The sequence below is a fragment of the Salipiger bermudensis genome, assembly GCF_019801965.1.
Lineage (GTDB): Bacteria > Pseudomonadota > Alphaproteobacteria > Rhodobacterales > Rhodobacteraceae > Salipiger > Salipiger bermudensis_A.
Genome location: NZ_JAHVIA010000010.1, coordinates 82,580 through 97,721 on the forward strand (window position 1 = coordinate 82,580; position 15,142 = coordinate 97,721).

Here is a 15,142-nt window from a genome sequence, read left to right on the forward strand (position 1 = left end):
TTCATGACGCTGGTTCATGAATGCAGCCCCGCCGCGCACGGACGGGTGGGCTCTGGCGCATGAACTGGCGGAACCGGGCCCGGGAGGGCGGGCTCAGGCCGTCGAGGCGCTGCCGCGATCGCCTTTCAGCAAGAGGATCGCGAGCACCCCGGTGAGGCTGAACGCCGAGGTGACGAGCACCGCGATGTGCCAGCCGGCGAAGAAGCGCCCGTCGCCCGCGATCAGCACCGAGATCATCGCGATCCCCAGCGCCGAGCCGAGGTAGCGCGCGGTGTTGTTGGCCGCAGATCCCATCGCGGCGCGCTCCGCCGGCACCGTCTGCACCGCTGCATGGCCGAGCGAGGCGTTGAGGATGCCGTTGGAGATCCCGGCCACGAACAGGCCCGGCAGAACCACCGCCCAGGCGCTGCCGGCGCTGGCGGCAAACAGCAGCAGCTGGCCGAAGGCGCAGCCGAGGATCGAGGCGATGACACGGGTGCGGGCGCCGATGCGGTTGGGCAGGAGGCCGGCGGCAAGCGCTGAGAGCACGGTGACGCCGGACCAGGCCAGCAGGATCACCGCCGAGATCAGCGGCGACAGCCCGAGCCCGCGCACTAGCACCGTCGGTACCATCGACATCAGCGCCAGTACACCGGCGCCGGAGGCGAAGGCGGCGAGCGTCGCGCCTGAGAAATCGGCGTAGCGGAAGAGATCGACCTGCAGGATCGGGTTGGACGCGCGGCGCTCGTAGAGGACGAAGCCCAGCAGTAGGATCCAGGCCGCGGCGAGCAGCAGCGTCACCAGCCCGGCTGTGCCGACCCGCAGCTCGATCAGCGCCGAGAGCAGGCAGGCAAGCCCGAGGATGAGCAGCAGGCTTCCGGCGAGGTCGACCCGGTCCCCGCCGCGCGGGCTTTCGGGAAGCCGCGCACGGGCCATCACCGCCAGCGCCCCCGAGATCGCCACGATCAGCCAGTGGACGGCCTGCCAGCCGCCGATCAGCAGCAGGCCCGAGGCCAGAAGGGGGCCCGCGGCGACCCCGCCGCCAAGCGCCGCTGCCCATATCGCGGCGGCGCGCTGGCGGGCCGGTCCGGCATAGATCTGGCCCAAGAGGCCCAGCCCGCAAGCCATGATGCCGGCGCTGCCGAGCCCCTGCACGATCCGCATCAGGATCAGCACCACGCTGTTCCAGGCCAGCGCCGCCAGCACCGAAGACATTGCGGTCAGCCAGAGCCCGCCGACGAAGGTCCGCCGCCGCCCGAGCGTGTCGCCCAGGGCGCCAGCGGTGAGCAGCCCGCAGGCGGCGCCCAGCGGCATGGCGCTCATCACCCAGGCCTGTTCCCCGGCGCTGAGGCCGAGCGAGGCGGTCATGGCGTCGAGCGTGGTCAGGGGCGCGGTGAAGACGACCAGCGCGAGGCAGGTCGCGATGGCCACGATCACCAGCGGCAGCACCGGGCGCAGCGTGGCGGGTTCGGTTGTCACGCCGGTCATTCCGCGGCCTGCGCGCGGGTTGCGTCTGCGCGTGGGAGCACCCGGTGCCGCAGCCAGACGGCCCCCGAGTCCAGCGTCTCGCTCGAGATCAGCTCGAGCCGGCGCGCCTCGGTGGTGCTGTCGTTGTCGTAGATCGCTGCGACGCCGCTCTGGCCGTCGACCACCGGGTAGATCAGCGTGCTGGTCTCGTCGATCAGGTCGGCGGCGAGGAAGACGCCGTTCATCCGTCCGCCGCCTTCGAGCAGCAGCCGGGTGACGCCGAAGGCCGCCCCGATGCGATCGAGCGCCTCGTCCAGCCGGTCGCCTTCGGGGCCGGCGAAGATCACCGACACGCCGCGCGCGATCAGCATCTCGACATGCGCGTCGGACACTGTCTCGGAGAGCACGAGGACGAGATGCTCGCCGTCGATCTCGCCGCTCTCGGGTTGCAGGCTTCCGTGGCGGTCGAAGCAGATCCCGATCGAGGCGCCGTCATGGGGGGCGATGTGATCGGGCCGCGACGGGCGCGCCGGGCCGGGCGCGGGACTGCCGGAAGCGAGGTAGTGCTCCATCGTCCGACGGCCGACGATCCAGCCCCCGGCACCGAGCCGCTCGGCGGCATCGTCGTAGATCTGCAGCAGCGTGTCCTCTGAGCAGGGCCAGCGATCCGCGAGCAGCCGCCCGTCGAGCGATGTGATCATGTGACAGATGATTTCGGGACGTGTCATGGCGGGCCTCGGACTGTGATTGCGGGCCGATCGGGGGCCCCGACGGAGATCTAGCGCAGCAGGGGCGGGTCAAGTATGGCCGGTGGCCGACAAGCAGCGATGAGCTTGGGTCATGAATGGCCGTGGCGAGGCGGCACCCGTGCCCGTGGTGGCTGGTCTGGAGGTGGTGCGCCGCATCGCGGTGCGAGTTCCGGTGTGGACCAGCGGGGTCATGCTGCTGTTTGATCAACGGCCCCTAAAGCGAACGTCGCGCACGCGGGCTCGTCCCGGAAGCCGCATGTGGCAGGCCCTGCGGTGCGTTCGAGAATCCTGCGGTGCGTTCGAGAATTAAGCGCGGGTGCTCCCGAAGGGGTGGTTGGCCGAGCCGCGCTCGCGGCGGGCAGACCGGAGGCCTGCCCGCGGATGTTGTTTCTCAGTCGAGCCGGATCAGGCGGTCGTCCGAGGCGCCGTCACGCCGGGGCGAGCGGTTGGTGGTGATGGCGTAGAGCCCATCCTCGGTGACCAGCACGTCGCGCATCCGCTCGCCGCTCTCGAAGGCAGTGCCGACCGTGCCGTCCGCGTCGACGCCCAGCACCGCGCCGGCGCGCAGCCCGGCGAGCAGCAGGCGCGCGCCATCCCAGGCCAGCCCCGAGGGCGCCCAGGTGCTGCGCCCGGAATGGGCCAGCGGCGCGTGCATGCCGTCGCGGGTCTCGTCGCCCTGGATCAACGGCCAGCCGTAGTTGCCGCCCGCCTCGATGCGGTTGACCTCGTCATGCCCGGACTGGCCGTGCTCGGCGGCGAAGAGCTGGCCGTCTCCGTCCCATGCGAGGCCCTGCGGGTTGCGGTGGCCCAGCGAGTAGACCGGCGAGCCGGGGAAGGGGTTGTCCTCGGGGATGGTGCCGTCCGGGGTCAGGCGCAGGATCTTGCCGGCGAGGCTCTGAAGGTCCTGCGGGCGGGCGCGGTTCTCGGTCCAGCCGGTCGTGACGTAGAGCATCCCGTCGGGGCCGAAGGCGACGCGGCCGCCATTGTAGAGCGGGTGGCCGGGGATGCCGTCCAGCAGCACCCGGGTCTCGACCCAGGCGTCGCCGCGACGTTCCGCCTCGATCACGCGGTTCTCGCGCGCCTCGTGCGAGCCGGTGTGCTGGTAAAGCACCACGCGGCCGGTCTCGGCGAAGTCGGGGCGCAGTGCCAGCCCGAGCAGTCCGCCGCCGCGGTCGTTCAGGATCGGCGCTCTGGTCTCGACCGGCAGGCGGGTGAAATCTCCCTCAGAGAAAACGCCCAGCGTGCCGGCCTTCTCGGTGATGTAGAGCGTGCCCGCGTGGGCCTCGACATCCCACGGGTAGTCGAGCCCCGACAGCACGGTTTCGACCGCCGCCGCGGAGGTCGCGGTGACGGCCGTGAGGAGCGCGGCCCCGACGAGGCCGCGCAATCCGGTGGCGAGGTTACTCGCCATTGTACTCTTCGTCTGAGACCAGCTCGCCCCAGGTCACGGCGGAGCCGTCTTCGTTGGCCTGGATGGCATAGTGGGTGACCGAGGTGGTGTCGGTGGCGCCGTGCCAGTGGTTCACGTCCGCCGGAGCGAAGACCACGTCGCCGGTGCGCATGATCTGCTTCGGCTGGCCCTCTTCCTGGTACCAGCCGGTGCCGGCGGTCACGACGAGATACTGGCCGATCGGGTGGGTGTGCCATGCCGAGCGCGCGCCGGGCATGAAGATCACTTCGCCGGCGCTGACATCGTTCATGTTGGGGCCGAAGACCGGGGCCACGAAGACCGTGCCGGTGAAGGTCTCGTCGCTGCCGATCTGGCCGCCGCGCTCGAGGCCGGTGGTCTGGGTCATCTCCTGCGCCGAGGCGAAGCCTGCGGTGGCGAGAACGAGGGCAGCTGCGGTGAAGGTGCGTGTCATGTCTGGTCGTCTCCGTTGGTTGCGAGAGGCGGCCGGAGGGCCTGGGACGCGCGGGTTGGCCCGCGCCCTTGGCATGAGAATTAGGGTCGCTTGACGCTGGGATAATGCCGACGAGCCATTAGCGCTCATGAGGCCTCTTCATGAGCCGCCAGCGCGCTGCAACGCACGGGCTTGCCGGGCGTTCCCGGATGATTGATGATCCCTGCTCATGGGAGGGAGAAATATGCAGGGGCTAAATCTTTTTCCCCGGCCGGTTAGATCTCAGCCCATCCACGGGGCGGCCTCTGCCTCCCCGCAACGCCAGACCGCCTCGCACGGAGGAAGACCGCCATGACCGAGATCACCGTCACCGTCGGAGAGACCACGCTTCGCGCCACCCTCGACGACAGCGCCGCGGGGCGCGATTTCGCGTCGCTCCTGCCGCTCGAGCTGAGCCTGAGCGATTATCACGGCATCGAGAAGGTCGCGGACCTGCCGCGCAAGCTCGACACATCGGGTGCGCCGGCGCGCTACGCCGCCCAGGCCGGAGACATCACGCTCTACGCGCCGTGGGGCAATCTCGCGATCTTCTACAAGCCGTTCCCGGCCACCAGCGGGCTGGTCCGGCTCGGGGCCTTCGACGGGACCCTTGATGCGCTGCTGCAAGGCGGCGCCGTCACCGCGCGCCTCGCGCTGGCCGACTGACGCCGGGGCGCGCGCCCCGGAACCGAACCCCGGCCTGATGCGCTTTGCCGACCACGGCACGCCACGGCCGATCCGCCCTCGCACGGGCGCTGACAGAAATTCAAGGAGATATTCCATGACCAAGAACATCGCAGGAAAAGTCGTCGTCATCACCGGTGCCTCGAGCGGCATGGGCGAAGCCACCGCGCGCTCGCTGGCCGAGCAGGGCGCCAAGGTGGTGCTCGGCGCACGCCGGGCCGACCGGCTCGAGAGCATCGTCGCCGACATCAAGGCGGCCGGAGGCGAGGCCATCGCCAAGGCCACCGACGTGACCAAGCGCGACGAGGTGCAGGCGCTGGTCGACACCGCCAAGGAGACCTTTGGCACCGTCGACGTTCTCTTCAACAATGCCGGCCTGATGCCGCTGTCGATGCTCGCCAGCCAGAAGGTCGACGAGTGGGAGCAGATGATCGACGTGAACCTCAAGGGCACGCTCTACGGCATCTCCGCCGTGCTGCCGATCTTCCAGGAGCAAAAATCCGGCCAGGTGATCAACGTCTCGTCGGTCTACGGTCACAAGACCGTCCCCACGGGCTCGGTCTACTGCGCCACCAAGCACGCGGTGCGCTCGCTCTCCGAGGGGCTGCGCCAGGAGGTGAAGGACTACAACGTCCGCGTGACCGTGCTTTCGCCGGGCGCCGTGGACACCGAACTGACCAGCCACATCACCGAGGAAGGCACCGGCGACCAGGTGCGCGACTTCGTCAAGCAGATCGCCATCCCGGCCTCGACCATGGCCGACATGGTGAGCTTCGCAATCTCGCAGCCCGAGAATGTCGACGTGAACGAGATCCTGTTCCGCCCGACGGTTCAGCCGGAATAACCGCGCCTCCCGGGCCAACCCCAATCACGCACCAAAGGATCGGGCGCCACGCCGGCGCCCGGCTCTCTCCCTGCGTCCTGCGCCAGGCGCCGACGCAGATCCCAAGATGACCGAAAGGACTTAAGGCATGTCTGCCAACAATTACATCTTCGAGCTTTCCGAGACTGTCACACGCACCCCGGTCTCCTTCGAGACCCGTTACGGCCTCGGCCTCTCCGCCGATCTCTACCGCCCGGCGGATTTCGACGAGAGCAAGCAATATCCGGCCCTCATCGTTGGCGCGCCCTATGGCGGCGTCAAGGAGCAGGGCCCGGGCATCTATGCCAACGAGCTGGCCCAGAAGGGCTATGTCGTGCTGACCTTCGACCCGGCCTATAACGGCGCCTCCGAGGGCCACCCGCATCACCTGTCCTCGCCCGACCAGATGGTCGAGGATTTCATGGCCGGTGTCGATTTCCTCGGCACCCGCCCCTTCGTGTCGCGCGAGAAGATCGGCGCCATCGGCATCTGCGGCTCGGGCGGCTTCGCGCTGTCGGCGGCCAAGATCGACCCGCGCATCAAGGCCGTGGCCACCGTCTCGATGTATGACATCAGCCGGATGCAGAAGATGGGCTTCGGCGACAGCCTGAGCGATGAGGACCGTCTCGCTACGCTCAAGACCCTGGCCGAGCAGCGTTGGGCGGATTTCGAGACCGGCGAGCCGGCGCTCACCGGCCGCGGCGCGCCGCTCGAGTGGGATGCCGAGGAGAACCCCGTGGGCGCCGAGTTCGGTGAATTCTACTCGCGTCCGCGCGGTTATCACCCGCGCTCGATCACCCAGTTCACCATGACCTCGACGCCGAGCTGGATGAACTTCGCGCTGCTGCAGGACCTCGACTGGCTCGCGGGCCGTCCGATCCTGCTGGTCGCCGGGGACGAGGCGCACTCGCTGTATTTCTCGCAGGATGTTTACAAGGACGCGTCCGAGCCCAAGGAGCTCTACCTCGTGGAAGGCTCGAACCACGTCGATCTCTACGACAAGGTCGAGAAGATCCCGTTCGCCAAGATCGAGAGCTTCTTCGCCGATGCGCTGAAGTAAGGCCTTGCGATCGTTGTGAAAGACGCCCTGTCACGGCTTCGTGGCAGGGCTTTTTGATGTCGGCTCGATGCCTGCGGCGGCTGGACCCCGGCCACGCCGCGCTGAACACTGCCGGGCCCGGACGCACGTGCCGTCTCGGTATCAGTGCTCTGGGATCGTCTTGTGGCTGGCGGGCCCCGGGCTACGCTGCTTTCGGCCAAGAGGCGCGCGGCTGGATGTGCCGCTACTGGAGACGGGCGGATCGGGAGGGGGACCTGTACGGAAAGTGCAAACAACGCCCCGAGCGGAGCGCTTTACTGTTTGTATTCAACCCGGTGAGGGAATTTTGGCTCCGGCGGTAGGGATCGAACCTACGACCAATTGATTAACAGTCAACTGCTCTACCGCTGAGCTACGCCGGAACTTTTGCTTCGGAGCGCCTTGCCCCGGGTGTCCGGGGCGCCGCGTCCTGCGGTGTGTGGGGCGTATAGCAATCGCGACTCCGGGCGTCCAGAGGGTTTTTGAGATTTTTGGGATTTTTTGTGCTGTTCCGTTAAGTCGCTTCAAACATTGCCTTTTCCGATAGGTCGGAGAGCGCGCGGGCGCGGCCGGAGCCTTGCAGATCAAGCAGATGGGCGAGGACGTTGCGGGTCGCCGCGGGCAACAGGGCGGCGGGCGTGTCGGTGTAGATCCGGGCCGCGAGGCCGGCGGCGTCGGAGGCGCCCGAGGCCAGCGCCGCAAGGATCTGAGCCTCGCGCATCAGCCGGTGATCGCGCAGCTGGGCCAGGCGCCGGCCAGGGGCCTCGACCGGAGCGCCGTGGCCCGGGTGGAACACCGACCAGCGACGCTCGGAAAGCCGCGCCAGCGACGACATGAAGGCGGTGAGATCGCCGTCGGGAGGCGAGACCAGCGAGCTGGCCCAGCCCATTACCAGATCGCCCGAGAACAGCAGATCATCCCAGGCGTAGCTCAGGTGATTTCCGAAATGCCCCGGCGTGTGCAGCGCCTCGAGGCGCCAGCCATCGCCCTCAACCGCGTCGCCATCCGCGAGGCGGAGATCCGGGGCGAACTCCGCGTCGACCCCTTCGCCGCCACCGACCATGCCGCTCTCGGAGAGCGCCTGCATCGCGGCCGAACGTCCCGAGGCGGCATCGCCGAAGGCCAGGACCGGCGCGCCGGTCGCCTCGGAGAGAGGTCGGGCGAGGGGGGAGTGATCGAGATGCGCATGGGTCACAAGGATGTGGGTGATCGCCTGGCCGGGGGCGACCGCGGCGAGGATCGCCTCGAGATGGGGCGCGAGGCCCGGCCCCGGATCGATCACCGCGAGCCCGCGCGTGCCCACGAGATAGGTGTTGGTGCCGCGATAGGTCATCGGCGAGGCGTTGGGCGCAAGGATCCGGCGCAGGCCGGGGGCGAGGGTTTCGGGCGCGCCGGCGAGGGGGTGAAAATCCGGTTGCGGGTCCTGCATCTTTCGGGGCTTTCTGGCTGACAGTCGCACCAGAGGTAACGCATGTCCTTCCAATGGCTCAAACGCTATGTGCCCCGCGGTCTTTACGGGCGGGCGGCGCTGATCCTGATCCTGCCCGTGGTGACGCTGCAGCTGGTGGTCTCTGTGGTCTTCGTGCAGCGCCATTTCGAAGACGTGTCGAGCCAGATGAGCCGCGATCTCGCGCGCGAGATCCGGCTGGTGCTGGAGCGGCCCGAGCTGGCCCCGGCGCTCGACCTGACCCTGACCCGGGTCCCCGAGAGCGCCCTGCCGGAGCAGAGCCAGCGGCGCTGGTTCGATTTCTCGGGGCTGGTTGTCACCCAGACGCTGGAGCGCGCGGTGCCGGGACTCGAGCGCATCCTGCTGCCGGATGATTTCGACATGGTGCTCTACCTGCGCGACGCGCAGGGGCTGATCGAGCTCGAGGTGCTGCGCCGCCGGGCGTCGCCGACCAACGCGCACCAGCTCTTCGTCAACATGATGGTGTTCGGCATGCTGATGACGCTGATCGCCTTTCTCTACCTGCGCAACCAGCTGCGGCCGATCACCCGGCTGGCGCACGCGGCGGAGGCTTTCGGGCGCGGTCGTCACGAGCCGTATTCGCCCTCGGGCGCGGTCGAGGTTCGGGCCGCGGGCAACGCGTTTCTCGACATGCGCAACCGCATCGAGCGGCAGATCGAGCAGCGCACCATGATGCTGTCGGGGGTGAGCCATGACCTGCGCACACCGCTGACCCGATTGCGGCTCGGGCTGTCGATGCTCGACGATGAGGACCGCGAGCCACTGGAGCGCGACGTCGAGGACATGCAGCGGCTGATCGATGCCTTCCTCGAGTTCGCTCGCGGCGATGCGCTGACCGGACCGGCCGAGCCCACCGATCCCGTGGCGCTCGCGGAGAGCGTGGTCGAGGATGCGCAGCGCACCGGACGTCAGGTGGAGCTGGTGCAGGTCGAGGGCACGGGCGAGGTCTCGCTGCGCCCCGTGGCGATGCGGCGCGCGCTGGAAAACCTCGTGGGCAACGCGGTGCGCTACGGCACCCGCTGCGAGGTTTCGGTGACGCTGAGCGAGAAGAGCCTTCGGCTTCGGGTCGAGGATGACGGGCCGGGCATTCCGGCGGAGCGGCGCGAGGAGGCGCAACGGCCCTTCGTGCGGCTCGATCCCGCACGCAACCAGGACAAGGGGCCGGGCGTCGGCCTCGGGCTGGCGATCGCCGCCGACATCGCGCGCGGCCATGGCGGGGTGCTGCGGCTGGGCGAGAGCGAGACGCTCGGCGGGCTCAGGGCTGACATCGTCATTGCGCGCTGACAGGGTGCGCGGATTCCCGCCGACGTCGCGCCGCTCTGCGGGGCGCTGCCCGAATTGCTCCCAATTTTCGACATTTCCGGATGCTTCGATACAGCTCTGCCGGGCAAGCCGCTTGGCATGACGCGCCTGCCCGGCAGCGTGTCTCTCTCATGGCGGGGTGGCGCCGATCGCGAAACGCCGCGTCACCCCGCGCATGCTTTTCAGGCTGTGCGGCCTCCGGTCCGGCACGAAAACGGCGCCTCCCTGTCTTAGGGGGCGCCGCCAGTCGTTCCTCGCTTTCGCGCCGCGGGCTCAACCCTCGAGCAGGATCTGGCCCTTGGCCTCGATCAGCAGCTCGGCGCGCTTCTGCCGCACCGCATCGGCGTCGGACTTGTCGCCGAGGTCTCCCGCGACCTTGCGCACCACGTCCTCGTGGCCGGCTTCCTCGAAATCCGCCTTGATGACGTCGCGGGCATAGGCCTCGGCCGCCTCGCCGCTCTTGCCCAGCAATTCCGCAGCCCAGAGCCCAAGCAGCTTGTTGCAGCGCGCCTCGGCGCGGAACGCCATCTCTTCGTCATGTGCGAACTTGTTTTCAAACGCGGATTCGCGTTCGTCGAAGGTGGTCATCCGTCTCGCTCCCCAGTGTTACTCTTCCTCGCGGCCAAGTATTTCACACCTGCGGAACCGTGCAAGCCCAAGCGCCCGCTTGCGAGGCGAGAAGGCATGATTTATAGGGCCTCGCAGGACGCAGAAGCGCCCTCTGTGTCCCGCTCGGAAAGGAATCCTATGGCACGCCGCAAAAAGATCTACGAAGGCAAAGCAAAGATTCTCTACGAAGGCCCCGAACCGGGGACCATCGTGCAGTATTTCAAGGACGACGCGACCGCTTTCAACGCCCAGAAAAAGGACGTGATCGAAGGCAAGGGCGTGCTCAACAACCGCCTGTCCGAGTTCTTCATGACCGGTCTGAACAACATCGGCGTTCCGACCCACTTCCTGAAGCGGCTCAACATGCGCGAGCAGCTGGTGCGCTCCTGCGAGATCATTCCGCTCGAGATCATCGTGCGCAACTTCGCCGCCGGATCGCTGGCCAAGCGTCTGGGGCTCGAGGAAGGCACGCCGCTGCCGCGCCCGATCGTCGAGTATTGCTACAAGGACGACAAGCTGGGCGACCCGCTGGTCACCGAGGAGCACATCGCCGCCTTCGGCTGGGCGAGCCAGCAGGACATGGACGACATCCTCAGCCTCGCGCTGCGGGTCAACGATTACCTGTCGGGCCTGATGTATGGCGTCGGCATCCGCCTCGTCGACTTCAAGATCGAGATCGGCCGCGTCTATGACGGCGATTTCCAGCGCCTGATCGTCGCCGACGAGATCTCGCCGGACAGCTGCCGCCTGTGGGATCTGCAGACCGGCAAGAAGCTCGACAAGGACGTGTTCCGCCGCGACCTGGGCTCGCTGACCGACGCCTATACCGAGGTGGCCGAGCGGCTTGGCGTGATGCCCAAGCAGGCGACGCATATTTCCAAGCCCAAGCTCATCAACTGAGCGAGGCGCGCGCATCACGCGCGGTGATTTCAAGGACGGGAGGCCGCGCCTCCCGCAACAGACGGAGAAGACGCCATGAAGGCACGGGTGCATGTGATGCTCAAGGACGGCGTGCTCGACCCGCAGGGCGAAGCGGTGAAGCACGCGCTGCACGGGATGGGCTTTGATGGCGTCGGCGGCGTGCGTCAGGGCAAGGTGATCGAGCTCGATCTGGCTGAGGGCACCGGCGAAGACGCGGTGCGCGAGATGTGCGAGAAGCTGCTCGCCAACACCGTGATCGAGAGCTACTCGATCGAGATGGCCTGAGCCCGACCCGGCGCGCCGCGCCGGCTTGGGTTCACGGGTTTCGGCGGGGCTCGGCCTGCCATGACGGGGCGCTCAGGCGCCCCGTTTTCGTTGCGGCGCGTGGCGGCGCTCCGCTTGCGTTCGCGCGCGAATTCGCGTCCTCTCCTCGCGAGGAACGGGAGGAGAGAGACCATGCGCGCAGCGGTGCTGAGAGAGTACAACAAGGACCTGTCGATCGAGACCGTGCCCGAGCCGGACTGCCCCGAGGATGGCGTCGTGCTCGAAGTGCTGGCCTGCGGCGTCTGCCGCTCCGACTGGCACGGCTGGGTCGGCGAGCATCCCCGCGTCAAGCCGGGGCAGATCCAGGGGCATGAATATTGCGGCCGTGTGGTCGCCGCCGGGCCGAACTCGCAATGGGGCATCGGCGACGTACTAGTGGCGCCGTTCATCCTTGCCTGCGGCAGCTGCCCGAGCTGCCGCTCCGGCCAGCAGACCGTCTGCGCCGACCAGCGGCTGCCGGGCTTCATCGAGCCGGGCGCCTTCGCCGAATACGTCCCCGTGCCGCGCGATTTCAACCTCGCGCGCCTGCCCGAGGGCATGTCGCCGACGCTGGCGGCTGGGCTCGGCTGCCGGGTCACCACCGCGTGGCACGCGCTCACCGGGCGCGCCGCGCTGCAGGGCGGCGAGTGGCTTGCCGTGCATGGGACCGGCGGGGTCGGGCTCTCGGCGGCGCTTCTGGGCCGGGCGCTCGGGGCGCATGTGATCGTCGTCGACGTGGTGCAGGAGAAGCTCGACCACGCGCTGTCGCTGGGCATGGATGCGGGGGTCAATGCCGCCCATGGCGATGCCGCCGAGCAGATCCGCGAGATCACCGGCGGCGGAGTGCATGTCAGCATCGAGGCGCTGGGGATCCCGCAGACCGTCAACGCCTCGATCCGCTGCCTGCGCCCGTTGGGCCGGCACGTTCAGGTCGGCATGCCGGTAGGCCATACCGCGCATATGGATGTCGACATGTCGGCCGTCTACCAGGGCAACCTCGCGCTCTACGGCACGCGAGGGATGCCGTCGCATCGTTACCCGTCGCTGCTCGGGCTGATCACCCGCGGCAAGGTCGATCTCTCGCCGCTGATCGCCCGCGAGGTGCCGCTGAGCGGCGCCAGCGCCGAGCTCGCGGCCTTCAACGGCCCGACGCCGCCGGGAGTTGCGGTGATCACCGACTTCCAGACCTGAGCGCGGAACCGAGCGCTTTTGCACCGCATCGGCGCGCAGAGGGCAGGGCGCTCCGGCATCTCGCCGGAGGGGGCCCTCCCGCGATTGCGCTGTGTGGCAAAAGCCGCTATGCGGAGCGCAATCTGACCCACCCAACGTCAAGCGAGCCTGCCATGAAAGCTGCCGTCATCGTCTTTCCCGGATCGAACTGCGATCGCGATCTTGCCGAGGGCTTCCGCAAGGCGGGGCTCGATGTGCAGATGGTCTGGCACAAGGACACGGCGCTGCCCTCGGGCATCGACATCGTCGGCATCCCCGGCGGCTTCTCCTTCGGCGATTACCTGCGCTGCGGTGCCATCGCCGCGAACTCGCCGATCTGCCACGAGGTCAAGGCCCATGCCGAGCGCGGCGGTTACGCCATCGGCATCTGCAACGGCTTCCAGGTCCTGACCGAGACCAAGATCCTGCCCGGCGCTCTGCTGCGCAATGCCGGTCTCAAGTATATCTGCCGGACCGTGGGGCTCAATGTCGCCGAGAGCCAGTCGGTCTTCACCCGCGGCTACGATGCGGGCGAGACCATCCGCATCCCGATCGCGCACCACGACGGCAACTACACCGCCGATGCCGCGACCCTCGATGCGCTCGAGGCCGAGGACCGGGTGGCCTTCCGCTACACCGACAACCCGAACGGCTCCGACCGCGACATCGCCGGCATCCTGTCATCGAACCGCCGCGTGCTGGGGATGATGCCGCACCCCGAGAGGGCCTGCGATCCGGCACAGGGCAACGAGGACGGTGCGCGTCTTTTCGCCCATCTGACCGCCGCCCTCGCGGAAGCCTGACTTGAGAGCCTGAGCACGGGCGCGTAATCTGCCGCCCATGTCAGGGACGTCCAAGGACAAGGCGCGGCGCGCAAGGCGCTCGGGGCCACTTGGGTGGCGAGTGCGGGGCGCGCTCGTCCTCCTTGTCGTATTGGCCGTGGTGACCGTCTGGGTCACCAACATGATGCTCACCGACCGGTTTACGGAATCGACCCGCAACCGGGCCGAGCTGCGGCTGGCGCTCTACTCCGGCAACATCCTCTCCGAGCTGCGCAGCAACGCCATCGTGCCGCAGCTTCTGGCCCGCGACCCGGCGCTGATCGGGGCGCTGAACTCGGGCGACTTCAGCCAGTCCTCTCAGCGCCTGATCTCCTATGTCGACGAGATCGGCGCCGCCTCGCTGATGCTGCTGGATCGCGACGGCCGCACCGTCGCCGCCACCGACCGCAACCGGCTGGGCGAGCAGCACCGCAACGCGCCGCATTTCGTCGAGGCGCTGCGCTCCAACACCACCGTCTTCACCACGCAGGAGCGCGAGGCGGGCGGCTACACCTTCACCTATTCGCGCCGGCTTGAGAGCCAGAACAGCGTCATCGGCGTCATCATGGTCGAGGTCGATCTGGCAAAGTTCGAGCGCGCCTGGGCCGGGATCACCGACGCCGTGGCGGTGCTGAACTCGGAAGGCACCATCATCCTCGCCACCGAGCCGCGCTGGCGCGGGCGCACGATGGACGAGGCGCTGGTGCGCCAGTCGCCCGAGAGCGCCATCGAGCGCGCCATCAAGGCCACCGCCGACTGGACCGCGCTGCCGCCCGACGCCTACCTGCAGGGCGAGGCGGTGATGCGGGTCGACGGGCGCATTCCGTTCCGCGGCTGGACCATGGCGACCTTCACCACCTACGCCTCAGTGCGTGAAAAGGTGAACGCGGTACTGGCGCTCGAGATCATGGGCTTCGCGCTGCTGGCGGCGCTGGCCTTCTACGCGCTGAGCCGCCGCACGGCGCTGCGCATGGCGCTGTTCCAGCGCGAATCCGCCGAGCTGCGCCGGCTCAACGCCCGCCTCCAGCGCGAGATTTCCGAGCGCGAGAAGGTCCAGAAGGATCTCGCCTCCGCCGAGCAGACGCTAGAGCAGAGCTCGAAGCTCGCGGCGCTAGGCGAGATGTCGGCCGCGGTCAGCCACGAGCTCAACCAGCCGCTCGCGGCGATGAAGACCTATCTCGCCGGCGCCCGGCTGCTGCTGCGCCGAAACCGCCCCGAGGAGGCGATGACCGCCTTCCACCGCATCGACGACCTGATCGAGCGCATGGGCGCGATCACCCGGCAGCTGAAATCCTATGCCCGCAAGGGGCAGGAGCAGCTCAGCCCCGTCGACATGGCCGAGGCGCTGGCCTCCTCGCTGTCGATGATGGAGCCGCAGCTCAAGGCGCGGCGGGTGCGGATCTCGAAAATCCTGCCCGACGAGCCGGTGCGGGTGATGGGGGACCGTATGCGCATCGAGCAGGTTCTGGTGAACCTGCTGCGCAACGCCATCGACGCCACCAAGTCGGTGGCCCAGCCGGAACTCGAGATTATCCTCGCCAGCGGCGAGACCGCGACGCTCTCGGTGCGCGACAACGGCCACGGCATCGAGGACATGGATGCGCTGTTCGAGCCGTTCTACACCACCAAGCAGCCCGGCGACGGCACCGGGCTCGGCCTTGCCATCAGTTCCGGCATCGTGGCCGATCTCGGTGGGCGCCTGACGGCGCGGAACGGGGTCGACGGTGGGGCTGTTTTCGAGATGCAGCTTCCTATCTTGAATGAAACCACCCGCGCCGCCGAGTAGTTGGCAGCGGGAGAGACGCAGGCA

General features: G+C 68.3%; 15 protein-coding genes and 1 tRNA gene. 9 read left to right on the forward strand and 7 right to left on the reverse strand.

Translation table 11 applies throughout. The annotated features are described in order from the left end of the window. Nucleotides 1–93 precede the first annotated feature (93 nt). The 4 genes from KUV62_RS20280 to KUV62_RS20295 form a co-directional block, all read right to left on the reverse strand. Nucleotides 94–1,467: an MFS transporter gene (locus KUV62_RS20280; protein WP_222605569.1), complete on the reverse strand. Its 1,374-nt coding sequence runs from the start codon at nt 1,465–1,467 to the stop codon at nt 94–96. After that, nucleotides 1,464–2,174 carry a dihydrofolate reductase family protein gene (locus KUV62_RS20285; protein WP_222605570.1) on the reverse strand — a complete coding sequence of 237 codons (711 nt, stop codon included), beginning with the start codon at nt 2,172–2,174 and terminating at the stop codon, nt 1,464–1,466. The genes KUV62_RS20280 and KUV62_RS20285 overlap by 4 nt, the downstream gene beginning before the upstream one ends. 412 nt (nt 2,175–2,586) lie before the next feature. Beyond that, on the reverse strand, nt 2,587–3,606 hold the full coding sequence (locus KUV62_RS20290; RefSeq protein WP_222605571.1) for a PQQ-dependent sugar dehydrogenase: 1,020 nt from the start codon (nt 3,604–3,606) through the stop codon (nt 2,587–2,589). Continuing rightward, nucleotides 3,596–4,057, reverse strand: coding sequence for a cupin domain-containing protein (locus KUV62_RS20295; RefSeq protein ID WP_222605572.1), 462 nt, complete (start codon nt 4,055–4,057; stop codon nt 3,596–3,598). The genes KUV62_RS20290 and KUV62_RS20295 overlap by 11 nt, the downstream gene beginning before the upstream one ends. A 330-nt stretch (nt 4,058–4,387) precedes the next feature. Between KUV62_RS20295 and KUV62_RS20300 the strand changes: the two genes are divergently transcribed. The 3 genes from KUV62_RS20300 (at nt 4,388) to KUV62_RS20310 (ending at nt 6,681) form a co-directional block, all read left to right on the forward strand. Then, a complete protein-coding gene (locus KUV62_RS20300; protein ID WP_222605573.1) occupies nt 4,388–4,741 on the forward strand; it encodes a cyclophilin-like fold protein in 354 nt (117 codons plus the stop codon). A 115-nt stretch (nt 4,742–4,856) separates the two neighbouring features. Beyond that, on the forward strand, nt 4,857–5,603 hold the full coding sequence (locus tag KUV62_RS20305; protein ID WP_222605574.1) for an SDR family oxidoreductase: 747 nt from the start codon (nt 4,857–4,859) through the stop codon (nt 5,601–5,603). A 127-nt stretch (nt 5,604–5,730) separates the two neighbouring features. Next, nucleotides 5,731–6,681 (forward strand): alpha/beta hydrolase, encoded by a 951-nt coding sequence (locus KUV62_RS20310; protein WP_222605575.1) that lies wholly within the window; start codon nt 5,731–5,733, stop codon nt 6,679–6,681. A 326-nt stretch (nt 6,682–7,007) separates the two neighbouring features. On the opposite strand, the gene KUV62_RS20315 is transcribed toward KUV62_RS20310, so the two are convergent. Next, a tRNA-Asn gene (locus tag KUV62_RS20315) sits at nt 7,008–7,082 on the reverse strand. Between the two features lie 131 nt (nt 7,083–7,213). Continuing rightward, nucleotides 7,214–8,128, reverse strand: coding sequence for an MBL fold metallo-hydrolase (locus KUV62_RS20320; protein WP_222605576.1), 915 nt, complete (start codon nt 8,126–8,128; stop codon nt 7,214–7,216). 42 nt (nt 8,129–8,170) lie between these two features. On the opposite strand from KUV62_RS20320, the gene KUV62_RS20325 reads away from it, so the two are divergent. Further along, nucleotides 8,171–9,451, forward strand: a complete 1,281-nt coding sequence (locus KUV62_RS20325; protein ID WP_222605577.1) for an ATP-binding protein — start codon at nt 8,171–8,173, stop codon at nt 9,449–9,451. A 291-nt stretch (nt 9,452–9,742) separates the two neighbouring features. Here the strand turns inward: KUV62_RS20325 and KUV62_RS20330 are convergent, their stop codons facing one another. Beyond that, on the reverse strand, nt 9,743–10,057 hold the full coding sequence (locus KUV62_RS20330; RefSeq protein ID WP_222605578.1) for a DUF1476 domain-containing protein: 315 nt from the start codon (nt 10,055–10,057) through the stop codon (nt 9,743–9,745). 159 nt (nt 10,058–10,216) lie between these two features. Here KUV62_RS20330 and purC point away from each other — a divergent pair, with 159 nt between their 5' ends. The 5 genes from purC to KUV62_RS20355 all read left to right on the forward strand — a co-directional run bounded on the left by purC (nt 10,217) and on the right by KUV62_RS20355 (nt 15,118). Beyond that, nucleotides 10,217–10,978 carry a phosphoribosylaminoimidazolesuccinocarboxamide synthase gene (purC, locus tag KUV62_RS20335; RefSeq protein WP_222605579.1) on the forward strand — a complete coding sequence of 254 codons (762 nt, stop codon included), beginning with the start codon at nt 10,217–10,219 and terminating at the stop codon, nt 10,976–10,978. 75 nt (nt 10,979–11,053) lie between these two features. Further along, on the forward strand, nt 11,054–11,284 hold the full coding sequence (gene purS, locus KUV62_RS20340) for a phosphoribosylformylglycinamidine synthase subunit PurS (protein WP_222605580.1): 231 nt from the start codon (nt 11,054–11,056) through the stop codon (nt 11,282–11,284). 171 nt (nt 11,285–11,455) lie between these two features. Further along, the gene (locus tag KUV62_RS20345) at nt 11,456–12,493 is read left to right on the forward strand and encodes a zinc-dependent alcohol dehydrogenase family protein (RefSeq protein WP_222605581.1); all 1,038 of its coding nucleotides are present in this window, start codon (nt 11,456–11,458) and stop codon (nt 12,491–12,493) included. Between the two features lie 152 nt (nt 12,494–12,645). Further along, nucleotides 12,646–13,314 (forward strand): phosphoribosylformylglycinamidine synthase subunit PurQ, encoded by a 669-nt coding sequence (gene purQ / locus KUV62_RS20350; protein WP_222605582.1) that lies wholly within the window; start codon nt 12,646–12,648, stop codon nt 13,312–13,314. Between the two features lie 37 nt (nt 13,315–13,351). Then, a complete protein-coding gene (locus KUV62_RS20355; RefSeq protein ID WP_222605583.1) occupies nt 13,352–15,118 on the forward strand; it encodes an ATP-binding protein in 1,767 nt (588 codons plus the stop codon). Nucleotides 15,119–15,142: the final 24 nt, after the last annotated feature.